The 21,703-nt window shown below is 73.7% G+C and carries 20 protein-coding genes; 14 read left to right on the top strand and 6 right to left on the bottom strand.

Annotated elements, in window-relative coordinates:
* Positions 1 to 40: 40 nt before the first annotated feature.
* On the top strand, positions 41 to 469 hold the full coding sequence (locus ACERMF_RS08910; protein WP_373668710.1) for a hypothetical protein: 429 nt from the start codon (positions 41 to 43) through the stop codon (positions 467 to 469).
* Between the two features lie 14 nt (positions 470 to 483).
* Here the strand turns inward: ACERMF_RS08910 and ACERMF_RS08905 are convergent, their stop codons facing one another.
* The gene (locus tag ACERMF_RS08905; RefSeq protein WP_373668709.1) at positions 484 to 1,503 is read right to left on the bottom strand and encodes a hypothetical protein; all 1,020 of its coding nucleotides are present in this window, start codon (positions 1,501 to 1,503) and stop codon (positions 484 to 486) included.
* Positions 1,504 to 1,575: 72 nt separating this feature from the next.
* Here ACERMF_RS08905 and ACERMF_RS08900 point away from each other — a divergent pair, with 72 nt between their 5' ends.
* The 5 genes from ACERMF_RS08900 to ACERMF_RS08880 all read left to right on the top strand — a co-directional run bounded on the left by ACERMF_RS08900 (position 1,576) and on the right by ACERMF_RS08880 (position 8,292).
* Entirely contained in the window at positions 1,576 to 2,571 is a 996-nt protein-coding gene (locus ACERMF_RS08900) for a glycine betaine ABC transporter substrate-binding protein (protein ID WP_373668708.1), read from the top strand.
* A gap of 318 nt (positions 2,572 to 2,889) precedes the next feature.
* The gene (locus ACERMF_RS08895) at positions 2,890 to 3,180 is read left to right on the top strand and encodes a DUF6504 family protein (protein ID WP_373668707.1); all 291 of its coding nucleotides are present in this window, start codon (positions 2,890 to 2,892) and stop codon (positions 3,178 to 3,180) included.
* A complete protein-coding gene (locus tag ACERMF_RS08890) occupies positions 3,180 to 7,004 on the top strand; it encodes a DNA polymerase III subunit alpha (RefSeq protein ID WP_373668706.1) in 3,825 nt (1,274 codons plus the stop codon). Before ACERMF_RS08895 ends, ACERMF_RS08890 begins: the two co-directional genes overlap by 1 nt.
* Positions 7,005 to 7,120: 116 nt before the next feature.
* A complete protein-coding gene (locus tag ACERMF_RS08885; RefSeq protein ID WP_373668705.1) occupies positions 7,121 to 7,606 on the top strand; it encodes a thermonuclease family protein in 486 nt (161 codons plus the stop codon).
* Positions 7,607 to 7,617: 11 nt separating this feature from the next.
* The gene (locus tag ACERMF_RS08880) at positions 7,618 to 8,292 is read left to right on the top strand and encodes an HAD family hydrolase (RefSeq protein ID WP_373668704.1); all 675 of its coding nucleotides are present in this window, start codon (positions 7,618 to 7,620) and stop codon (positions 8,290 to 8,292) included.
* A 48-nt stretch (positions 8,293 to 8,340) separates the two neighbouring features.
* On the opposite strand, the gene ACERMF_RS08875 is transcribed toward ACERMF_RS08880, so the two are convergent.
* Entirely contained in the window at positions 8,341 to 9,087 is a 747-nt protein-coding gene (locus tag ACERMF_RS08875; RefSeq protein WP_373668703.1) for a VOC family protein, read from the bottom strand.
* A gap of 176 nt (positions 9,088 to 9,263) precedes the next feature.
* On the opposite strand from ACERMF_RS08875, the gene ACERMF_RS08870 reads away from it, so the two are divergent.
* The 3 genes from ACERMF_RS08870 (at position 9,264) to ACERMF_RS08860 (ending at position 11,881) form a co-directional block, all read left to right on the top strand.
* Complete coding sequence (locus ACERMF_RS08870) at positions 9,264 to 10,532, top strand: DNA polymerase IV (protein ID WP_373668702.1); 1,269 nt, start codon at positions 9,264 to 9,266, stop codon at positions 10,530 to 10,532.
* A 96-nt stretch (positions 10,533 to 10,628) separates the two neighbouring features.
* Positions 10,629 to 11,393 carry an enoyl-CoA hydratase/isomerase family protein gene (locus ACERMF_RS08865; protein ID WP_373668701.1) on the top strand — a complete coding sequence of 255 codons (765 nt, stop codon included), beginning with the start codon at positions 10,629 to 10,631 and terminating at the stop codon, positions 11,391 to 11,393.
* A 179-nt stretch (positions 11,394 to 11,572) separates the two neighbouring features.
* A complete protein-coding gene (locus tag ACERMF_RS08860) occupies positions 11,573 to 11,881 on the top strand; it encodes a DUF3040 domain-containing protein (RefSeq protein ID WP_373668700.1) in 309 nt (102 codons plus the stop codon).
* Positions 11,882 to 11,936: 55 nt separating this feature from the next.
* Here ACERMF_RS08860 and ACERMF_RS08855 read toward each other — a convergent pair whose 3' ends face one another.
* The 4 genes from ACERMF_RS08855 to ACERMF_RS08840 all read right to left on the bottom strand — a co-directional run bounded on the left by ACERMF_RS08855 (position 11,937) and on the right by ACERMF_RS08840 (position 16,869).
* Entirely contained in the window at positions 11,937 to 14,255 is a 2,319-nt protein-coding gene (locus ACERMF_RS08855) for a transglutaminaseTgpA domain-containing protein (protein ID WP_373668699.1), read from the bottom strand.
* Positions 14,252 to 15,520 carry a DUF58 domain-containing protein gene (locus ACERMF_RS08850; RefSeq protein WP_373668698.1) on the bottom strand — a complete coding sequence of 423 codons (1,269 nt, stop codon included), beginning with the start codon at positions 15,518 to 15,520 and terminating at the stop codon, positions 14,252 to 14,254. Before ACERMF_RS08850 ends, ACERMF_RS08855 begins: the two co-directional genes overlap by 4 nt.
* Before the next feature lie 5 nt (positions 15,521 to 15,525).
* Positions 15,526 to 16,503, bottom strand: coding sequence for an AAA family ATPase (locus ACERMF_RS08845; RefSeq protein WP_373668697.1), 978 nt, complete (start codon positions 16,501 to 16,503; stop codon positions 15,526 to 15,528).
* A gap of 126 nt (positions 16,504 to 16,629) precedes the next feature.
* On the bottom strand, positions 16,630 to 16,869 hold the full coding sequence (locus tag ACERMF_RS08840) for a hypothetical protein (RefSeq protein WP_373668696.1): 240 nt from the start codon (positions 16,867 to 16,869) through the stop codon (positions 16,630 to 16,632).
* Between the two features lie 130 nt (positions 16,870 to 16,999).
* On the opposite strand from ACERMF_RS08840, the gene ACERMF_RS08835 reads away from it, so the two are divergent.
* The 5 genes from ACERMF_RS08835 (at position 17,000) to ACERMF_RS08815 (ending at position 21,701) form a co-directional block, all read left to right on the top strand.
* Positions 17,000 to 17,608 carry a TetR/AcrR family transcriptional regulator gene (locus ACERMF_RS08835; protein ID WP_373668695.1) on the top strand — a complete coding sequence of 203 codons (609 nt, stop codon included), beginning with the start codon at positions 17,000 to 17,002 and terminating at the stop codon, positions 17,606 to 17,608.
* Positions 17,609 to 17,922: 314 nt separating this feature from the next.
* The gene (gene mraZ, locus ACERMF_RS08830) at positions 17,923 to 18,348 is read left to right on the top strand and encodes a division/cell wall cluster transcriptional repressor MraZ (protein ID WP_373668694.1); all 426 of its coding nucleotides are present in this window, start codon (positions 17,923 to 17,925) and stop codon (positions 18,346 to 18,348) included.
* 11 nt (positions 18,349 to 18,359) lie between these two features.
* Complete coding sequence (gene rsmH, locus ACERMF_RS08825; RefSeq protein ID WP_373668693.1) at positions 18,360 to 19,343, top strand: 16S rRNA (cytosine(1402)-N(4))-methyltransferase RsmH; 984 nt, start codon at positions 18,360 to 18,362, stop codon at positions 19,341 to 19,343.
* A gap of 3 nt (positions 19,344 to 19,346) precedes the next feature.
* Positions 19,347 to 19,784, top strand: a complete 438-nt coding sequence (locus ACERMF_RS08820) for a hypothetical protein (protein ID WP_373668692.1) — start codon at positions 19,347 to 19,349, stop codon at positions 19,782 to 19,784.
* The gene (locus ACERMF_RS08815) at positions 19,785 to 21,701 is read left to right on the top strand and encodes a peptidoglycan D,D-transpeptidase FtsI family protein (protein ID WP_373668691.1); all 1,917 of its coding nucleotides are present in this window, start codon (positions 19,785 to 19,787) and stop codon (positions 21,699 to 21,701) included.
* Positions 21,702 to 21,703 lie beyond the last annotated feature (2 nt).

Below are 21,703 nucleotides of genomic sequence, written 5' to 3'. Positions count from 1 at the left end.
CCGATACCCTCGGCCGCCGCATCCCGTGCCCGAGGCCCTCGTGACCGCACCCGATCCCGCACCGCCGTCGACCGACGTGCCCGCGGCTGCATCCCAGATCGCCACCGGCGTGCCGGGCGTGGCGGCCGCACCCGAGGCGGCGGCCGCACCCGAGGCGGCGGCGGCACCCGAGGTGGCGGCTCCCATCGTGGACTGGGGGCGGACGGCCCGCCGGCTGCGGCGGCAGCTCGTGGTCATCGGCGCGCTCGTCGTGCTCGCCTGGTTGGTCATCGGTCTCGCGACCGACCGACTCGGGGTCCGCCTGCTCGCAGAACTCAGCGGACTCGGTGTGCTCCTGGCGTTCGTCGCCGAGGTCGTGGTCGTCGGGGGATCGGCCGTCCGTGGCCTGCTCGCCGCCGGCGAACGTGGTGACCGGCTCGCGGGCAGCGACGTGGCGCTGCTACCGCCACAGCTGCGCCGGCGCCGCTGAACGGGCGCCGGCGATCAGTCCTCGGAGAGCTCCTCGGCCGGACTGCCCTCGGCCCGCGGGGGGATGGCCGGAAGTGCTTCGAGCTCGGCCTCGAGTTCGGCGACGTCGAGGACGTTGTCCCACCGCGCGGCGATCCGGCCGTCCTCGCCCACCAGGAACACCCACGGTTCGTTCCCGCCGGTCTCGGTCTGGATCCATTCCGCGGCCGCGGCGTTGAGCTGCTGGTCCTCGAAGTCCTCCCACACCTCCACCATCACGAAGTCGGCGCGGTTGTCGTACCGGGTCGCGAGCTCCTCGATGGTCTCGGCGAGCGGGCCACAGAACCGACTGACGCAGAAGACCGGGGTGGCGAACACTGCCACGACCGGTCGTCCCTGTTCGATGGCGTCGGCGATGGTGGTCTGGTGCAGGCGGTGGGCGGGCACCTCGCCACCGTCGAGCGCCCGGGAGTCGAGTGACGCCGGTGCGGCCGTGCCGGCCTCGACGTCGGCGAGCGTCAGGTTGCGGGTCACGGGCGCCTCGTCGCCGACGGCCGGAACGAGCGGTTCGGGCAACACCTCGAAGGTGGTCTGGCCCTGGCGGACCGTGCCGTCGTCGAGCTCGGCCGTCACCCGCAGACCCCAGAAACCGGCTTCGTCGAGCGGGACCTGCGCGGCGTAGACCCCGGCCCCTTCCTGCCCCATCAGCACGGTCGGTTGGGTGCCCCCACCCCCGGGTTCGGCGCCCGGAACGGGCAGGAAGCCGGCCTGCACCCGCTCGGTCAGCTCGGCCTCGCCACCCGGCTCCTCGCCCAGGAAGCCCAGGTCGAAGGTGACCTCGCCGAAGCCCAGCAGCTGGCGTTCGGAGGTGTAGATCCCGGCCAGCAGGCGCTGATCTTCGCCGACCGCGAGGTCGAAGCTGGCCACGGCGATCGCCAGTTCACGTTCGGTCTCGTCCGCGGTGGGCGTCGGAGCGGCATCGGGGGAGCCGGAACAGGCGGCCGCCAGCAGGAGCACGGCCAGGAGCGCGGCGAGGGGAGCGGGGCGTCTACGCATGCCGCGAGTGTACGACCGCCACGCGGTGCCACCGCACGCCCACCGATGGCAACGCGGGCGGCAACGAGGGAGGTGTGGCAGCCTGGGAGGGTGCGTCGCTGGCTGTGTCTCCTGGTGCTTCTCGTCGCCTGCACCTCGCAGGCCGGCCCCGGCGTGCCCGCCGCCACCGAGGATCCCGACCAGCCGCCTCCCACGCCCCTCCGGATCGCCAGCGGGGCCGAGCCCGAGACGGAGGTGCTCGCCCACACCATGCTGGCGCTGCTGGAGCTGTCGGGACTGGCGGGGGAGCTCGTGACCTTCAGCGACGCGCGCGACGCCCGTCAGGCCCTCGAGCTCGGCGATGTCGACGTGCGGACGGGCTACACCGGCGAGGCATGGCTCGAGACCCTGGGACGAGCCGACCCGCCGGGCGATCCGCGGGCGAGCTTCATGGCCGTGCGCGACCACGACGAGGACGAGGGCCTGATCTGGCTCCGGCCGCAGTTCCGGGACGGCAGCCTGGACGCGCCACCCGCCAACGCCACGTTCGCGTTCGTGGTGCTCGGCCCCCCGGCCGCGGGCGCCGACCTGCGCACGTTGTCCGACCTCGCCCGGCGGTTGTCCGAGCAGCCCGACGCCCGGGTGTGCGTCGACCAGGAGTTCGGCACCCGCGTGGACGGGCTGCGGGCGGTCCTCGAGGCCTACAGCGTGCGCAGCGACCGCGAGTTCCTCGCCGCCGACCCCGAGGAGGCGGTGCGCGGGGTCGCCGCCGGGGACTGCCTCGCCGGGCTCACCACGGCGACCGACGGCGCCGCGTGGCGGGCGGGTCTGCGCCCGTTGATCGACGACCTGCGGGTCTTCCCCGCGTTCGTGCCGCTGCCGCAGGTGCGGGCCGAGGTGATCGAGGACCAGCCGGCGGTGCGGGTCGCGCTCGGGCCGATGGCGGCGCAGCTGACGACGGCGCTGCTCGGGAGCTGGAACGCCAGGGTCCTGGCCGGCGAGCCGGTCGAGGAGGTCGCCGAGGAGGCGGCTCGGGAACTGTTCGTCCGCGCCCGCCGCACCCTCCCCGAGGACCCCCCACCCGCCTGACCGTCGGCCGGGCGGTTCCAACGTTCGGCTGGGGGCACGAAACCGGGCGGCCTGCAGGTGTCCGGGCCTGGCCGGGCGGTTCCACGTTCGGCTGGGGACACGAATGTCGAGGTGGTGTTGGGGGCCGGGCCGGCCGGGGAGCCCAACTTTCGGCTGGGGACACGAAAGTCGAGGTGGTGCGCGGGGTTGCGCGCCGCGCGGGCGGCGGGGGTCGTTCGCTGGCGGGTGTCCCAGCCGCGTCGTACGGTGCCGGCTTCACTCGAACACACGTTCGATGACACGCCCATGACGGGCGGCGGAAACCGGATGGCGGACACCATGAGCAAGCGATACCGCGAGACCATCGAGGAGGTCGAACTTCCCACGACCGGCACCGACGGCACGGCACCGAGCGCCTTCACCTGGCGGGGCAACCGCTACCAGGTGCTGCAGGTGCTCGGCCACTGGCGCGAGGACCCGGGCTGGTGGCGACGCCCGGACGGCGAGCCGGTCCAGATCGAGCAGACCGACCTGTGGCGGGTGGAAGCCGCCAACGGCAAACCGGCACGTGGGGTGTACGAGCTGGTCCGGCGCGGCGAGACCTGGCGTCTCGACCGCGTCTGGGACTGATGGCGGCCACCCGTCGCTGGTCGCCCCAGGAGCACGAGGCGTCGGTCGAGGACCACGAGGTCGACGTGCACCGGGCGGCCGAAGCCGCCGAGGCGCTGTACCGGGCCGGCAGGGCCAGGCCCGCGCCACCCGGAACGCCACCGTTCGCGCACCTGAGCGCCCGCACCTCGTACTCGATGCGTGACGGGGCGATCCGTCCGCGCGAGTTGGCGGCCGCCGCGGCCGCCGCCGGCATGACCCACGTGGCGATCACCGACCGCGACGGGCTCTACGGCGCGGTCCGGTTCGCCCAGGCTTGCGCCGCCGAAGGGGTGACCCCCGTGTTCGGCACGGACCTTGCCCTCGCCCCCGATGCGCGCGCCGGCTGGGAGCGCACCCGTGGCGGCCGCGTCCGCGATCCCGGTGAGGCGCGTCCGGGCAGGGGTGGTGGCTGGCTCGAGGACGACGCCGCGCGGGTGACGTTGCTGGCGCGCGACGGGGAGGGGTACGGCGGGGTGTGCCGGGCGGTCAGCGCGGCGCATGCCGACGCGCGCAGCGACCCGCACCTGCCCGCCGACGCGCTCGGTGACGTGGCGGCCTCGGGTGGGGTGGTGGCGGTGCTCGGGGTCGACTCGCCGTTCGGGCGCCTGGTCGCGCGCGGCCACCTCGACGCGGCCGAGGTCGAACTGCGCCACTGGCTCGAGGTGTTCGGCCGTGACGACGTGGTGCTGGGCGTGCGCAACCACCGGGTCGCGCCGGGCGGGCGGCGGTCGCTGGCCAGCGGTGCCGGCGGCCACGACCTGGCCGAACCCGGCGACGACACCCGTATCCGGCGGACGCTCGAGATCGCCGGCCGCCTCGGGGTGCGGGCGGCCGCGGTCAACGACGTGCGCTACCTCACCCCCGACGACGCCGCGGTCGCCGACGTGCTGCGTTGTGTGCGCCAGCAGGTGCCGTTGGGTCGTCACCATCTCGGTCGTGCCACCGCCGAGGCGTGGTTCACCAGCGCCGCCGACCAGCACGAACGGTTCCGGGAACGCCCCGACCTGCTGGTGGCCGCCCACGAGCTCGCGACAGGCTGCGACGTCGACCTCGGGCTCGGCGGCCTGCACGTACCGCGGCTGTCGGGACTGTCGGCCGAGGTGGCGGCGGGGGAGTTGCACCAGCGCTGCTGGTCCGGCGCGGCACAGCGCTACACCCGGATCACCCCGGCGGTGCGCGAACGCCTCGAGCACGAACTGGCGATGATCGACCAGCTCGGCCTGCACGACCTGTTCCTGGCGGTGTCGGACATCGTCGCCGACGTGCGCGAACTCGGCGTGCTGATCGCCTGTCGCGGCTCGGCCGCCGGCAGCCTGGTCTGTTACGCGCTGCGCATCAGCGACGTCGACCCGATCGCGAACGACCTCGCGTTCGAACGGTTCATGAACCCCTACCGCGACGAGTTGCCCGACATCGACCTCGACGTCGAGTCACACCGGCGCGAGGACGTCTACGACCTGGTGATGGCCCGGTACGGCGAAGAGCGCACCGCGTGCGTCGCCATGGTCGAGACCTTCCAGGCCCGCATGGCCGTGCGCGAGGTCGGCAAGGTGCTCGGCCTGCCGCCCGAGGAGATCGACCTGGTCGCCAAGGGCTTCCACCACACCCGTGCCCGCGACGCGCGTACCGCCGTCGACCGGCTGCCCGAGCTGAAGAACAGCCGTCTCGACGCCGGGCAGCTGACCCGGCTGTTCGACCTGGTCGAGCGCATCGACGGGTTCCCACGCCACCTCGCGATGCACCCGTGCGGGATCCTGCTCGGCGATCGCGACCTGACCTCGCGCACGCCGTTGGAGCGCTCGGCCCACGGCTACTCGATGAGCCAGTTCGACAAGGACGACGTGGCTGCGCTCGGCCTGCTCAAGCTCGACGTCCTGGGGGTACGGATGCTGTCGGCCATGTCCCACGCCCTCGGCCTGGTCAACGGGGACGGGACCGCGGGGCTGCCCGCCACCCGCGACGCGGACCCGGCGCTGCCGGGACGGGACGGCCGGGGCCGGCTGTCGATGGACGCGATCCCGGGCGGTGACGCGGACACCTACGCGCTGATCCGCTCGACCCACTCGGTCGGGATGTTCCAGATCGAGTCACCCGGCCAGCGCGAGCTGCTCGGCCGCCTGCAGCCCGACCGGTTCGGCGACCTCGTCACCGAGATCTCGCTGTTCCGTCCCGGCCCGGTCAAGGCCGACATGGTCACCCCCTACGTCGCCCGCCGGCACGGCGAGGAGGAAACCACCTACCTGCACCCGTGCCTGGAGCCGGTCCTCGGCGAGACCCACGGCGTGATCGTCTACCACGAGCAGGTCATGGGGGTGCTGGCGGCGATCACCGGCTGCGACCTCGCCTACGCCGACCTGCTGCGGCGGCAGTTGTCCGACCCGAGGAAGCTGGCCGCGATCCGTGGCTGGGTGGTGGCCCGTGCGCTGGACCGGGGGCTGACCCGCGAGGACGCCGAGCGGATCTGGAACCAGGTCGCGTCGTTCGCCTCGTTCGGGTTCTGCAAGGCACATGCGGCCGCGTTCGCGGTGCCGACCTACCGCTCGGCGTTCCTCAAGGCGCACGTGTTCCCCGAGTTCGCCGCGGGCCTGCTCACCCACGATCCCGGCATGTACCCGCGCCGGATGATCCTCGACGAGTGCCGCCTGTTCGGGGTGGCGGTGCTGCCCGCCGACGTCAACCGCTCGATCGGGCCGTACACCGTCGAGGTGGTCGACCGCGGCCTGGCCGACCACCTGCTCGGGTTGACCGCCGCCGTCCGCGCGGTCCAGCGCGGCGAAGACCCGGCGCCGCACCTGCCACCGGGCTGGACCTGGCCGGAGGAGGTGACCGCCGGCAAGGTGCCACGCCCCAAGTCCGGCAAGGCACCGAAGGCCGTCCGGGTGCCGCGCCCGGTGCCGCCGACCGGGTTCGACAGCGGCGAGGCCGGCAACGGCTACCGCTACGCCGTGCGCATCGGCCTGCAGGACATCCGAGGCATCACCGACGCCGAGGTCGAGGCGCTGCTGGGCGGCCGCCCCTTCACCTCGCTGGCCGACCTGCGCGAGCGGGGCGGCCTGTCCCGCCCGACCACCGAGGCCCTGGCCGAGGTCGGCGCGCTCGACCAGGTCGCCGGGGTCGGGCGTCGGGGTGGTCCGAACGGCCGCCGGGCCCTGCGACTGGCCGTCGAGGAACTGTGGGCGGGAGCGGGGCGACGCCGCCGGGCCGCGGCGACCGTCGGCGCCCACCGGGTCGAGCAGACCGCGATGGACCTCGACGCCGATCACACCCCGCAGTTGCCCGAGGACCGGGCGGCCGACCGGGTCCGGGCCGAGCTCGCGGTCTCGGGCATGGACGTCAGCCGGCACGTGATCAGCTTCTACGAGCCGCTGCTCGAGGCGTTGGGGGTGGTGCGCGCGTGCGACCTGCAGGGGCTGCCGACCCAGTCCACGGTCCGGGTCGCCGGGGTCAAGGTCGCGGTGCAGTCGCCGGCGCAGCGCTCCGGACAGCGGGTGCTGTTCCTGTCGTTGGACGACCGCACCGGCACGACCCAGACCACCTATTTCGAGCGTCACCTCGACGACTGTGCCTGGACCGTCCTGCACGCCTGGCTGCTGGTCGCCGAGGGACGGGTGTCACGCCGCGGACGCATGGGTGCGACCGTGACGGGCACCCGCGCCTGGGACCTGTCGCGGTTGTGGCGGGCCTGGCAGGAGGGCTGGTTGGAGGCGGCGCTGGCCGAACGTGGCACGCCCGCCCCGCACGAACGCCCGGTCAGCCGTCCCGCCGGCCTGTACGCCTCCGAGTTCGGTCGCGGCAGCCGCTGACCGCGTAGGGCGCTGTCCGCCGACGTCCCCGCGGCCGGAGCGGCGCCCGTCCGGGTCACGGGTGGCGGGCACACTGCGGCGGGCCGGACGGGGATCGACGAGGACGAGGACGCCGGATGCGCGACACGCTGAGCGCCGTGCTGGCGTTCCTGGCCGTGATGGGCGTGCTGCTGAGCGCCTGCCTGCCCCCGGCCGGTCGGGACGCCACGGTGACCGAACCTGGCTGGACGGTGGTGCACGTGGTCGACGGCGACACGGTCGACGTGCGGGCCGCGGACGGCACCGAGGAGCGCATCCGGGTGATCGGGATCGACACGCCCGAACGAGGCGAGTGCGGCTACGTCGAGGCTGCCGCCGCCATGGCCGACCTCGTCGACGGACGGCAGGTGGACCTGGTCGCGGGAGCCCGCGACGACCGCGACCGCTACGACCGTCTGCTGCGCTACCTCGACGTGGACGGCACGGACGCCGGTCTCCGGCTGATCGAGCGCGGGCTCGCCATCGCCCGCTACGACTCGCGGGACGGGCACGGCCGCCATGACCGCGAGGACGCCTACGTCGCCGCCGACCGCGTCGACGGGCCCGTGCCCTGCAACCAGTAGCCTGCCCCGTCATGACCGACATCCGACATCTGGTCTGGGACTGGAACGGCACGCTGCTCGACGACCAGTTGCTGGTCGTCGAGGCGCTCAACGCCGTCCTCGCCGACCGCGGTCTGCCACCGACGGACCTGGCGACCTACCAGCGGCTGTACACCCGCCCGGTCAAGACCTTCTACGAGCGGCTGTTCGAGCGGGCGATCTCCGACGACGAGTGGGACCGCCTCGACGACGTCTACCACCACGGCTACGCGACGGCACTCGAGCGGGCGCGCCTGGCCGTGGACGCCGAGGTGGCGCTCGACCGGGTGGCGCGGCTGGGTCGGTCGCAGTCCCTGCTGTCGATGTATCGCCACCGTGAGCTCGTGCCGCTCGTGGAGCGGCTGGGCATCGACGACCGCTTCCTGCGCATCGACGGCCTGCGGGGCCCCGGCGGTGGACCGAAGGCGCCGCACCTCGAAGCCCACCTGCGTCATGTCCTGCCCGTGACCGGCGCCGCCCCCCACCAGATCCTGGTCGTCGGCGATGCCATCGACGATGCGCTGGCCGCCGACCACGTGGGGGCGCGCTGCATCCTCTACGACGGCGGCTCGCATCCCCGGGCCGAACTCGAGGCGGTGGGAGTCCCGGTGGTCGACACCCTCACGGAGGCCCTCGAGGTCGCGGGGCTCGACAGCTCGGCCGCCTGACCACCTCGAGCGACGTGGACGGACGGCGGGCGGGCGGCGACGGGGCGGTCAGCCGCGACCGGCCGGGACGAGGACCGGGGGACCGGCGACGGCGTCCTCGCCCGGCGGGTGGTCGCCCGCCGCGTCCGCCGACATCGGCACGCTCTGGAATCTCAGGCCCACCGGGCCGGCGGTCGCACCCGGCACGATCTCGACGTCCAGCGGCGCGTCTGGCCAGCGCACGCGCACCCCGTCGTCGTCGCCGTCGACCTCGGCACCCAGTCGCCGCCAGACGTCGGCGGCCGTGGTCGGTGAGGGATGCATGAGCGTGGGACCCAGCAGCCGGGCGGCACCCTGGGCCGGCGGCTCGGGTTCGAGCCCGGCCAGTTGGGCCCATTCGGTGTCGCTGCGGCCGCTCCACGCGACCTGCACGATCAGCCCGCCGACCTGCGAGGGGCGCAGGAAGCCCTCGTGCCAGACGTCGCCCTCCGCGAAGACGTCCACGACGTCGAGCCCCTCGGCCCGCAGACGCTCGACCGCCGGCAGCAGCGCCGCGACCTTCAGGGTGACGTGGTGGATCCGGGCCCCGAAGCGGGCGAGGAAGTGGGCCGCGAAGCCGTCCGGGGTCGTCGGTTCGAGCAGTTCGAGCTTCGCTCCACCGGCGTACCGCAACTGACGGGTCGCAAAGCCGGCGTGGGCCACCGGGAAGCGGGGACCGACCCAGCCCCCGCCGAGCTGGTCGTGCCAGCGCTCCGCGGCAGCCTCGATGTCGGGGACGGCGACCGCGACGTGGTCGGGGACGGTGGCGATGGGCACGGCGGGCACGACCTCGGAGACGACGACGACGGCATGTTAGTGATCGTTCACGATGGCAGGTCACGCCACCGATCCCGTTGCGGGTCGCCTCGGGCACGGGTCGCCGGGAGGCTACGCTGCGGCAGCGAACGTCCGTTCGATCGTGTGGTCACGGGCCGCTGGGCCGGAGGTGTGAGGTGTCGGTCGTCACCGAACCGATCCTGCACGTCGACATGGACGCCTTCTTCGCCTCGGTGGAGCAGCGGGACGACCCGTCGTTGCGCGGTCGCCCGGTCGTGGTCGGTGGAGCGGGCAACCGCGGCGTCGTCGCCGCCGCCTCCTACGAGGCACGCCGGTTCGGCGTCCGCAGCGCCATGCCCATGGTCCGCGCCCGGCGGCTGTGCCCGGACCTGGTCGTCGCCCGACATCGGTTCGAGGTCTACCGCCAGGTCTCGCGACAGGTGATGTCGATCCTGCGGGACTACACCCCGCTGGTGGAGCCGCTCTCGCTGGACGAGGCCTTCCTCGACGTCGCCGGCGCGGTCCGCCTGTTCGGCTCGCCGACCGAGATCGGACAGCGGATCCGCGCCGACGTCCGCGAACAGTTGGCGCTGCCGTGCTCCGTCGGGATCGGCCCGACGAAGTCGGTCGCGAAGCTGCTCTCGGCCAGGGCGAAACCGGACGGGCTGTTGCACTGGCCCGCCGCCGAGGTCGGTGACCGCCTGCGGCCCCTGCCCGTCGCGGAGCTGTGGGGGGCCGGACCGAAGACCGTCGAGCGGCTGGCCGACTACGGGTTCACGACGGTGGGCCAGGTCGCCGACGCCGACCTGCGGACGCTGCAGCGGGTCGTGGGCGACGTGACGGGAACCCACCTGCACCGCCTGGCGAGGGGTGAGGACCCGCGGTCGGTCACCCCCGTCAACCCGACCCGCTCGGTGTCCGCCGAACAGACCTACGACGAGGACATCGACGACCCCGACGTCCTGCGCCGGCAGCTGCTGCGGCTGTGCGAGAAGGTGGGCCGGCGCCTGCGCAAGGCCGGACTCTCGGGACGCACGATCACGCTGAAGGTGAGGTTCGGTTCCTTCGAGACCGTGACGCGCTCGTCCACGCTGCGGGCGCCGACCGATCGGACCCACGACCTGGTCACCGTGGCCGGCGGCCTCCTCGACGGCCTGCGCCTCGAGCGCGCACGGGTCCGGTTGCTCGGGGTCGGCGTCTCCAACCTCGGGGACGGCGACGCGGCCCGCCAACTCGCGCTCGACGCCCCGACGGAGTTGTTCCCCCTGGACGCCGGCGAGGAGTCGGCGGCGTGGGGCGACCGCCGCTGGGAGGACGTCGAACGTGTGGCCGACAGCGTCGCCGAACGCTTCCGTGGCATCGGCGTGTCCTACGCCGCACTGCTCGACGAGGAGGAACCCGAGGCCGCACCGACCGCGGAGGACCGCCGCCTCGACGACGCGTGAGCGTGGCGGGGCGCCGCAGCAGCCGGCTCCTACGCTGACGGCCCCGCGACGTGCGGGCGGGTAGGCGAGAACGGGAGGCGTCTTGTGGGCGAGGTCGTGACGTACGAGGTGCACGAGGCGGTGGCGCACGTGACCATCCGGCGCCCCGACAAGCGCAACGCCATGAGCGTGGCCGTGTTCGACCAGCTGCACGAGCACGCCGAGCAGGCCGCGGCGGACCCGGCTGTCGGCGCGGTGCTGGTCGCGGGGGACGGCGGGGTCTTCTCGGCCGGCATCGACGTCGGCGTGTTCGGCGACCAGATCGGCGACGGCGTCGAGTCGGCGTTCATCGCCCGGCTGCAGGCCGCGTTCACCGCCTACGAGGACCTCGACAAGCCGACGGTGGCCGCCATCGAGGGGTACTGCTACGGCGCCGGGATCCAGCTCGCCATCGCGTGCCACCTGCGTGCGGTGGCGCCCTCGGCGCAGCTGGCGGTCAAGGAGGCCGACTGGGGCCTGGTGCCCGACCTCGGCGGAACCTGGCGTCTGCCGCGATTGCTCGGCCTCGGGCGCGCCACGGAGCTGACGCTCACCGCCCGCACGGTGGCGGCCGAGGAGGCGCTGGCCATCGGGCTGGCCGAGGTCGCCCTCGGTAACGACGACCCGCGCGGGCAGGCGCACGAGTTCGCGGCCCGGCTCGCCGCTGGTCCCGGCGCGCTGCGGCGTGCGCCACGCCTGCTGCGGGAGAACCTCGGACGGGGGCGCGACGAGGCGCTCGCCGCCGAGGCACAGGCGCAGGTCGCCTGCATCACGGGACCCGACTTCACCGAGGCCGTGACCGCTCGGCTCCAGAGGCGGCCGGCCGTGTTCGTCGGCGCCTGACGCCGCTGCGGGTGCGGCGCCTGGGGGGCGCCGACCGCCGGAGTCGAGCGGCGGCCGGATGGTCCGCGCGCGATGGCGGAGACCGGCACGGGGGATGGGCGCGCATCGGCCACTCGTCGGGGTGCACCGCCTGCGGGCCGTCGGTACATTCTCCCCACTGTCGGTCACGTGGAACCCACATGCCGTTGTCGGAGCACGAGGAGCGGATCCTCGCGGAGATCGAGCGCCAGCTCGCCGCCGAGGATCCTCGTTTCGTTGCCCGGGCGCGACGTCGTCGCACCGGGCCGTCGCGGACCCTCCGGCTGCGACTCGCCGTCGCGATGGCTGTCGTCGGCGTGCTCTCCCTGATCGGGCTGACGTTCAACATCGCTTTCGGCGCAGTCGGCATGGCCCTGTTGCTCGGTGCGATTCTTCTCGGCGCGACGGCCATTCGCGAGCGACCCGAGACGCCGACGCCGGCACCGGTTCCGCCGGACGAGGCCGGCTGACCACGCCGCACCCGCGCGGCCCGCGCCGTGGTCACCAGCCGTCGAGGCGGCTCGCTCAGCCGCCCAAGCGGTCCCGGGCGGCGCCCACCAGCTCGCGGGTCCGGCTCATGCCCTCCACGAACGGCACCCGAAGCGGCGCCAGTACGCGCCCCCGGGTGTCGACCGACGTACGGAGGTCCTCGGAGAGTCGCGCCGCGAGCGTTTCGGCATCCTCGGCGTCCTCGGGAGCGATCTCGCCACCGAACGCCGCCCGCTGGGCGAGTGCGGCGAAGCGGGTGCCCTCGTTCCCGATGCGGACCTCGGCCTGCCAGCGCCGGATCAGCTCCGGGGTCGTCTCGGACGGGCGACGGACCAGCCCGAACGACGCCGCGGTGGCCAGGACCTGCCGTTGGGCGGCCAGTACCCGCTGCTCGGGCGCGGCGTCGTGCGCCGGTGCCCGTGCCCGCTGGGACCGCACCGTCACGCCCGCGACCGCCACCAGTCCCAGCGCCAGCAGCGCCAGTGGCCAGAGCGGTGCGCGGTCCGGCTGGGTCCCGCCCGAGGGCGCCTGCGCCTGCGGGTTGGTGTCCGCTTCCGGAAGCGGCAGCCCGTCGGGTTGTACGGGGTTGCGGTCGGGGTTGTCCTGCCCGGCTTCGGCGCGCTCGCGGGCCGCGCGCTCGCGCTCGTTCTCGAGGGGGAGCAGGTCCTCCTCGCGCGGCACCATCTGCGTGCGGTCGTCCCGCGGGGTCGGTTCGAAGGTGATCCAGCCGTAACCGGGGAAGAGCACCTCGACCCAGGCGTGCGCGTCGCGGGTGGAGACCGTGTACTCGTCCACCTCGCGGCCGCGCTCCGGGTCGGCCGGTTGGGACAGGCGTCCCGGCAGGAAACCGACGGCGACCCGCGCCGGGATGCCGGTCTCGCGCAGCATGACCGCCATCGCCGTCGCGAAGTACTCGCAGTAGCCGACCTTGTCCTCGAGCACGAACCGCTCCAGGGCCTGGTCGCCGCGCAACGCGGGCACGTCGAGGTCGTAGGTGAACCCGCCGTCCTCGCCGATGAACCACTCCTGCAGCGCGAGGGCGCGGTCGACCATCGTCTCGGCGCCCGCCGCCTCGTACACCTGCTCGGCCTGGCTCCGCAGTCGCTCGTACTCCCGGGGCAGTTGCGTCAGGCGCTGGCGTTGCGCGTCGTCGACGGTGACCTGCGACAGCTCCTCGTAGCTCGGCGACGGGCGGGAGGCCTGGACGCGGTAGCTGACCCCCTCGCGGACCCCGACGCGCGGTTCGCCCGCCAATTCGCCGTCGACGGTGTCCCACGTGGCGAGGAACCCGCCCTCGGTGGACCACACCATCTCGTTTCGCTGGGGTCCGAGCACCTGCACGGGCTGGTAGGGGACCGGCACGTAGATGTTCTCGAGCTCGAGGACCTCGACGTCGACGAACAGCGGCTCGGAGCGGGCCGCCTCGGCCTCGGGCGGGAGCACGTCGCGCGCGGAGAACAACGCGCTCGGGTCGGGCTGGTAGGACCCCTCGCCGGCCGGTCCCAGCCGCCAGGTGAAGCCGTCGAAGCTGTCGAGTCCGGCCAGCCGCAGGTAGGTGCGCCGCTCGCTGCGCACCCGTAGCACGTCGCGGTCGTCGGGCAGCTTCAGCCGTTCGGCCACGTCGACGATGGGCTGGTATCCGCGGGGATCGGAGCCGCCGGCGATGTCGACCCAGGCTTCGGCGCCGTATCCCGGCAGGATGCCGGGGAGCACGAGCGCGGCGGCCACGGCCGTCGCACCCACCGCCACCCCGCTGCTGGAGGCACGCGGCAGCCGGTCGGCGGCGGCCGGGAGGGCATCGGGTGCCGACAGCAGCAGCAGCAAGGCGGCGGCGGCCAGGAAGGGCGCCGCTACGGCCCACGTGCGTCCCGCTCCCGACGTGATCGCCAGTGGCACGGCCCACAGCGTGAGCACGGGGACGATGCCCAGGCCGGTGCGCCGCCAACGGACGACGACCTCGTGGGCGACGTGCGTCACGACCCAGAAGCCCGACGTGAGCAGCAGCAGCAGGCCCGGAAGGACCGGTGCCGGGCTCGGCGTGTCGCGCAACTCGACCACGGCCGACGCGAACAGGGCCTGCGCCTGGTCGAGTTGCTCGCTGCCGGGCACCAGGGGGCCGGGCGGCAGGTGCAACACGTAGGTCAGCATCGTCAGCCCGGCGGCCGACACCAGCAGCGCACCCCACCACGGCACGCGCAGCGCCCGCAGTGCCACGGCGGACGCCAGGGCCAGCAGGCTCGCGAACACCACGGGGCCCCGCCACGCGCCGTCTTCGAAGACCCGGGCGTAGGCGGGCAGCGTGCTCAGGACCAGCAGCAGAACGGCCGTCGCGAGGACGGTGCCGCGCCCGCTCACGGCTGGGCCCCCGCGCTCAGTCGGGGCCGCCGCATCAGGTCCTGCCACTTGGTGTCGAACCGGTCACCGGCGCCGACGACGGTCACGCGCCAGCCGGCCGCCTGCATCGCGGCAGCCGTCGACCCCGTCCGTGCGGCCTCCTCGTCGTCGGGGCGGCCGGCATGGCTCGACGCGTCCACCACGACGGCGACGCGGGTGGAAAACCCGCGCCCCGCGCGCACCAGGGCACGCAGCTCGGCCGCGTCGGGGACGGTGGTCACCACGATCAGGGTCCCGTCACCGGCGGTGCCCTGTCCCACCTGGTGCACCAACGTGGCGAGGTCGACGTCCTCGGGTTCGGCGTCGGCGAGCCGCTCCAGCCACTCCTGCCACGACAGGGCGAGGGGCGCCGCGCGCAGCGGACGGTCGACCAGCGCGACCTGCCGACCCTTGGCCGAGACGTGGTAGGTGATGCTGGCCGCGGCCGAGACGGCCGTCTCGAAGCTGGAGGACGGACCGCGTCCGAGGTGGCGGCTCGCACGGACGTCGAGGAGGAGCACGACGCGCGGGTCCTGGGGCGCCTCGGACTGGCGGACCATCAGCTTGCCGCGGTGCGCGGTGCTGGCCCAGTGGACGGTGCGCAGGTCGTCACCGCGCACGTACTCGCGGACGTTGGACAGGTCCTCGCCGCTCGGCTGGGGACGGGGGCGGCCCTCCCCGCCCATCGTGGTGGTTCCACCGAGCGGGACGCCGTCCGGCAGCCGCCAGATCGGGGGGTACACGACGAGCGGCGCGGTGTCGCCCATGGTCCTCGCGCGGACGACGACGCCGAACGGGTCGCGCATCGACACCACCAGGGGGCCGACGTCGAAGCGGCCGCGCTGCAGGCCACGGATCGGGTAGCGCGCCGTCGCCCGTGCCCCGGGTCGCAACGGTGCCATGACGGCCGTCCCGCGCGCGGTGAGGATGGCCGGGACGTCGTCGCGAAGTTCCAGAGTCGCCGTCGGCAGTCGACCGACGTTGCGCAGTGTCAGCACGACCTCGCCCTGACCGTCGTGGAACAGCCGGCCCGGCCGCACGAGTCGCTCGACGCGCAGACGTGCCGAGCTCACGAGCACGAACACGACGGCCAGCACCAGGAGGGCGAGCACCCCGACGGCCGCCATCTGCAGTTCGGGGATGCCGAAGCTGCGGGCGGCGGCCCACAGCAGCACGATCGCCACGAGCAGTCCCTGGCCGCGTTCGGTCAGGAGCCCGAGCGGCCCGCGTCTCGAACGGTCGGGCACCGGCGTCACTCCGTGGGTGCGGGCACACCGTCGACCACGTCGGCGACGACGTCGTGCGGTGCGTGTCCGGCGAGCTGCGCCTCGGGTCGCAGGATCAGGCGGTGGGGCAGCACGTGCGGCGCGAGCGCCTTTGCGTCGTCGGGAGTGACGAAGTCGCGCCCGTCCACGGCGGCGGCGGCCCGGCAGGCGCGCATCAGTGCGAGCGAGGCGCGAGGGGACGCGCCGAGCTCGACCTCGCCGTGCGCACGGGTCGCCCGGCACAGGGCGACGAGGTAGCGCGCGACCGCGTCGCTGACGTGGACGTCGCGGATGGCGACGATGGCCTCGGCGACGGCCGCGGCGTCGGCGACCGGTTGCATGGTGCGGACCAGATCCTCGCGACCGTGCGTGCGCAGGATCGCCAGTTCGTCGTCCTGGTGGGGGTAGCCGATCGAGATCCGCATCAGGAAGCGGTCGCGTTGCGCCTCGGGCAGGGGATAGGTGCCCTCGAGTTCGATCGGGTTCTGGGTCGCGATCACCATGAACGGCCGGGCCAGTTCGTGGGTCGTGCCGTCGATCGTGACGGTGCGCTCCTCCATGGACTCGAGCAGCGCCGACTGGGTCTTCGGGCCGGCACGGTTGATCTCGTCGCCGAGGACCAGGTTCGCGAACACCGGTCCGGGTCGGAACTCGAACTCGCCGGTGTCCGGCGAGTACACCGTGACGCCGGTGATGTCCGAGGGCAGCAGGTCCGGGGTGAACTGCACGCGTGAGACCGAGCAGTCGATCGAACGGGCCAGTGCCTTGGCCAGCAGGGTCTTGCCGACCCCCGGGACGTCCTCGACGAGCAGGTGGCCCTCGGCGAGCAGGGTGATCAGGGCGAGGCGGACCTCCTGCGGCTTCCCACGCACGACCTCGGTGACGTTGCGCTCGATGGCGTGCAACGTCTCGGCGACGGCCGAGAGGTCCGGACGCCGGCGCGTCGCGCCGTCGGTGGTGGTCACACGGTCCTCCCCGTCCGACTCGCTCCGTCCGAGGCTCCGGCCGGACGCCCCACGGCGGGATCCGCGACCCGGGAACGCCCCGAGGCCCCTCCCGAACGGGACCGCGGCCGATGGTACCGATGCCCGTCAGGAGCCGGGCGCCGTGTCGGCGAACGCCTCGTCGGGAAAGGTCAGCGTCCGCCCGTCAGCGGCGTCCCAGGGGGAGGGCAGCCCGATGCGCTCGAACACGTCGTCGGCGCAGGCGGGGCAGGTCACCCAGCGCTTCGTCACCTCGACGTCGACGCCGTGGGCATCGGTGGCGTCGGTGCTGAACACCACGCGGCGGCCCTCGTACTGCTGCCGGCACCCGTCACAGACGAAGGACACGACCCACCTCCTGGCTCGGTCCGGTCACCGTGCCCGACGTCGACGTCGGTGTCAAAGATCGTGCCCTCGTCTCGCGGGTCGGCGTCCGCGGCCACTACGGTGCGGCCACGGATGACCAACAGGAGCGGACGTGACCGGCGACTCCGTCGCACCCCGGACCACGCGGGGCGAACGCACCGCGGCGCGCCTGCGTGAGGCCGCCCGGGCGGTGTTCGCCGAGCGCGGGTACGCCGCCGCGCGGGTCGAGGACATCGTCGCCATGGCCGGGGTCAGCCACGGCACCTTCTACACCTACTTCGAGAACAAGGGCTCGGCGCTCGACGCGCTCATCGACGAGACGGCCCGACAGTTGCAGGCCGTGGTGGACGAACCGTGGGAGGGCTCCGACGTCCTCGCCACGATCGCGGCCGTCATCGACCGCTTCGTCGACGTGTTCTCGCAGCACGCCGACGTCGTTCGCGCCTGGTTCGAGGCCGCGGCCCACGACAAGCACTTCCGCGACCGCCTGCGTGACGTGCGTCGCGGCTACGTCGAACGGGTCGCCGAGAACCTCGAGCCGGCACTGGCGGCGACCCCGCACGACGCCGGCGTCGCCGCGGCCGCCCTCGTCGCGATGGTCGAGGGCTACGCGACCCAGGGCATGGCCACCGACGACGAGCAACAGCGCGCGTCGGTGGTCCGCACGCTGTCCTCGATCTGGTTCGGGGGACTGCTGCGCCTGATGGACCCGACGACCTAGGGCCCCGGGCTTCACGGCGTCGCGCGCCGCACCTCGCCGCACGCGGTCGCGCCGCCGCACCACTTCGCCCCACCGGTTCCACCACTTCGCGCCACCGCGCTGCCATGGCGCGGCGTTCTGCCCGCTTTGCCGGGTACCGCCGCGTTCGGGGTCGGAGATCCCCGGCGCGGGCCGCTGACGACCGAAGTCGGCGTTGACCTGCGCTTTCGTGTCCGGGGTCGTTGCCGACAGGTGCTCGAGTGCCGTAGAGTGGTGCGAAGTGGAGGGCTTTCCCGAACGGGGGAGAGCGCGCGGCGACAGATGGCGGGACCGGGTTGTTCCTCGGAGAGCACCAGCACACGCTGGACGCGAAGGGTCGGGTGATCCTGCCTGCCCGCTTCCGGGAGCGGCTCTCCAGCGGACTGGTGTTCGCCCCGTCCCAGGACCGCTGCATCGACGTCTACCCGCTGACCGCCTTCGAACGCCGCGTCGAGGAACTGCGGGCGGTGCCGCGCGAGGACCAGCGCGCTCGCGCCTACCTGCGGGTGTTCCTCGCCGGCGCGCACCAGGAGACCCCCGACGCCCAGGGCCGCGTCACGGTGCCGCCACGGCTGCGCGCCTACGCCGGCCTCGACAAGGACCTCACCGTCAACGGTGCGGACGAGAAGGTCGAGATCTGGGACCGCGCCACGTGGGAGCAGTACCGCGACACCGCCGAGGAGGCCTTCGCCACCCTCGACGGCCCCTTCGCCTTCGGATGATCGTGACCCTGATGACCCAGCCGCCCGAACGCGTCGCCCCCGGCAACGGGGGAGCGGCGCACGTGCCGGTGATGCTCGGGCGGGTGGTGGACCTCCTCGGCGACGCACCGGACGGCGTCTACGTCGACGGCACCCTCGGAGCCGCCGGTCACGCCGCCGCGGTGCTCGCCGCCCGCGCCTCGCGCTACGGGTCGGCGACGCTGGTCGGTCTCGACCGCGACCCGCACGCGCTCGAACTGGCGCAGGCGCGACTGGGGGGCATCGACGCGCCGGTCTCGACCCACCTGGTGCGCACCCGGTTCGACGCCATGGGCGCCGTGCTCGACGACCTCGGCCTCGACCGGGTGGCGGCGATCTTCCTCGACCTCGGCATCTCGTCGATGCACGTCGACCAGGCGGAGCGGGGCTTCAGCTACCGCCAGGACGGCCCGCTGGACATGCGGATGGATCCGGACCTGCCGACGTCGGCCGCCGACCTCGTCAACGATCTGGACGCGCGCGAGCTGTCCCGCATCCTGCGCCGCTACGGCGACGAGAAGTTCGCGGACCGCATCGCGCGGGCCGTCGTGGCCGCCCGACCGTTCTCCCGCACCACCGAACTCGCCGAGGTGGTCCGCGACGCCATTCCCGCGGCGGCGCGCCGCACCGGCGGGCACCCGGCGACGCGGACGTTCCAGGCCCTGCGGATCGCGGTGAACGCCGAGATCGAGGCGCTCGAGTCCGTCCTGCCGGTCGCGGTCGAGCGCCTGGCCGTCGGCGGGATCTTCGCCGTCCTCAGCTACCACTCGCTCGAGGACCGCGCGGTCAAGCGTGCGTTCGCCGAGGCCGCCACCGGGTGCGTCTGCCCTCCCAACTTCCCTGTCTGTGCCTGCGGGCGCTCGCCGAAGGTGGAGCACGTCATCCGCCGTCCGGAACGCCCCGGCACCGACGAGGCCGCCGCCAATCCCCGCGCCACCGCGGCCCGCCTGCGCGCGGTCCGCCGCCTGGAGTCGTAGACGTTGAGCGCCATCACCGCCCCCCGCAAGCGTTTCGTCACCGACGAGCAGCAGCAACGCCACCTCGAGGTGGTCGGCGAGCCGCAGAAGCGTCACACGCTGCTGTTCGCCCTGCTGGTCATCGCCGTCCTTGGCGGCGCGGTGTTCGGAACGGTGACCCTCAACGCGTTGGCCGCCGCCGACGCGGTGCAGGCACGGGCGCTCGACGCCCAGGTCGCGGAGTCCGAGCGCGTGTACGCGCAACTGGTGGCCGACGTCGCCGCGCTGGAGGACCCCGCCCGGATCCGGCAGGCGGCCCTCGAGCTCGGCCTGGTGCCCGGCGAACCCGGCCGTCACGTCCAGCTCACGCGCAACCTGCCGGCCGACGGCGCCGTGACCGAACTGGACAACGGCCGCCGCGCCGCCGACCCCCTCAAGCCCGTCCTGTCCGTGGAGCGCTAGATGACCCAGCAGCCGCGCCGCCTCCGCGAGCTCGTCGCGCCCCGCGTCCGACGCTCGGGCCGCGAGACCGGTACCCGACGGATCCGGTGGCTGCTGCTGGCGTACGGGCTGGTGTTCATGATGGTCTTCGGCCAGCTCGTCCACATCCAGATCGTGCGCGGACCCGACTACGCGGACCGCAGCGTCCGTCAGCGCGCACGCACCGTGGACCTCGCGGCCACGCGTGGACGCATCTACGACCGCGAGGGCGACGTCCTGGCCACCTCGATCCAGGCGGCCACGATCTACGCCGACCCGCGCGCGTACCGGCCCTCCCAGACGCCGGACGGTCAGCCCGTGCCCGCCGCCGGCGACAGCCGCGCCGCCGCCGCTGCGCTGGCCCCGCTCCTGGGACGCTCCGTCGACGACGTCCGTGACCGCCTCGAGCGCGACGCCCACTTCGTCTACCTGGCCCGCCAACTGGACTGGGAGGTCGGTCAGCGCATCCGTGAACTCGGCCTGCCGGGCATCGGACTGATCAGCGAACCCCGTCGGGTCTACCCGGCGGGAGGACTCGCCGGCCAGGTGGTCGGCTTCACGGGCATCGACGGCGAGGGCCTGCAGGGACTCGAGGCGCAGTTCGACGGCATCCTGCAGGGCAGCCCCGGCATGCTCGCCTTCGAGCAGGCGCCCGGTGGCCTCGGCATCGCCTCCGGCACGCGCGAGCTGCAGCCCTCCGAGCCCGGCACCGACCTCGTCCTCACCCTCGACCGCGACATCCAGTACGCCGCGCAGCAGGCGGCCGCGGACGCCGTCGAGGCCAACAGCGCCAAGTCGGCCACCGTGCTGGTCCTCGACGTCAAGAGCTTCGAGGTGCTCGGCATGGCCAGCGCGCCGACCTTCGACCCCAACGAACGCGGCAACAGCGAGCCCGAGACGTGGCGCAACCGTGCCGTCACCGACGTCTTCGAGCCGGGCTCGACGCAGAAGGCCCTCACGGTCGCCGCGGCCATCGAGGAGGGGCTGATCACGGCCGACACCTCGCTACCGAGCAACAACGCCGTGGAGTCCGGCGGCAAGGTCTTCCGCGACCAGCACCCGTTCCCGGGCGAGCGGTGGACCCTCGGCGACATCGTCGAACGTTCCAGCAACGTGGGGACGATCGAGATCGCCAAGGAGCTGGGCGCCGACCGTCTGTACGACTACCTGCGCGAGTTCGGGTACGGGCAACCCACCGGCGTCGGCTTCCCCGGCGAGTCCGGCGGCCTGCTCATGCCGACCGACAAGTGGTGGGGGACCTCGCTGCCCACGATCTCGATCGGTCAGGGGGTCGCCGTCACCCTGATGCAGTTGGCGACCTCCTACGCGACGCTCGCCAACGACGGGGTGTCGATGACCCCGAGGATCGTGCGCGGCACGGTCGGCGAGGACGGTCGTCTGACGCCCACCGCCACCGGCAACGAACGGCGCGTCGTCTCGACCGAGACGGCGGCGCAGGTACGCGAGATGCTGGAGCGGGTCGTGACCGGCGAATCCGGCACGGGCGCACGCGCAGCGGTGCCCGGCTACAGCGCGGCCGGCAAGACCGGGACGGCGCGCAAGCCCAGCGCGGACGCACGTGGCTACTCCGGGGAGTACATCGCGACCTTCGTCGGGTTCGCCCCCGTCGAGTCACCCGAGATCGTGGTCGCGGTCATGGTCGACGAGCCCACGCCGGCGTTCTACGGCGGCGTGGTCGCCGCCCCGGTGTTCAGCGAGGTGATGCGCGCCGCGCTGTCCGCCCGGCGGGTCGTACCCGACGGCGGCTCGCGCAGCCTCGACGACGCGATGGACGCCGCGCGACTCGCCGCGGCCGAGGCCGCTGCCGCCGCCGAGCACCCAGCCCTGCCCGCGGACGACCCGGGTTCTCCGCCCGTCGGCGACCCGGTCGACGAGTAAGC

Origin of the sequence: Egicoccus sp. AB-alg6-2 (assembly GCF_041821025.1) — a bacterium.
In the GTDB taxonomy this organism is placed as follows: Bacteria; Actinomycetota; Nitriliruptoria; order Nitriliruptorales; family Nitriliruptoraceae; genus Egicoccus.
Note: the sequence above shows the minus strand (reverse complement) of the source record. Positions and strands in the feature narration are given on the sequence as shown.

Coding starts and splice junctions, on each gene's coding strand:
- ACERMF_RS08905 (WP_373668709.1), bottom strand. CDS start 1,503: ATGCGTAGACGCCCCGCTCCCCTCGCCGCGCTCCTGGCCGTGCTCCTG.
- ACERMF_RS08895 (WP_373668707.1), top strand. CDS start 2,890: ATGAGCAAGCGATACCGCGAGACCATCGAGGAGGTCGAACTTCCCACG.
- ACERMF_RS08890 (WP_373668706.1), top strand. CDS start 3,180: ATGGCGGCCACCCGTCGCTGGTCGCCCCAGGAGCACGAGGCGTCGGTC.
- ACERMF_RS08885 (WP_373668705.1), top strand. CDS start 7,121: ATGCGCGACACGCTGAGCGCCGTGCTGGCGTTCCTGGCCGTGATGGGC.
- ACERMF_RS08880 (WP_373668704.1), top strand. CDS start 7,618: ATGACCGACATCCGACATCTGGTCTGGGACTGGAACGGCACGCTGCTC.
- ACERMF_RS08860 (WP_373668700.1), top strand. CDS start 11,573: ATGCCGTTGTCGGAGCACGAGGAGCGGATCCTCGCGGAGATCGAGCGC.
- rsmH (WP_373668693.1), top strand. CDS start 18,360: ATGACCCAGCCGCCCGAACGCGTCGCCCCCGGCAACGGGGGAGCGGCG.
- ACERMF_RS08815 (WP_373668691.1), top strand. CDS start 19,785: ATGACCCAGCAGCCGCGCCGCCTCCGCGAGCTCGTCGCGCCCCGCGTC.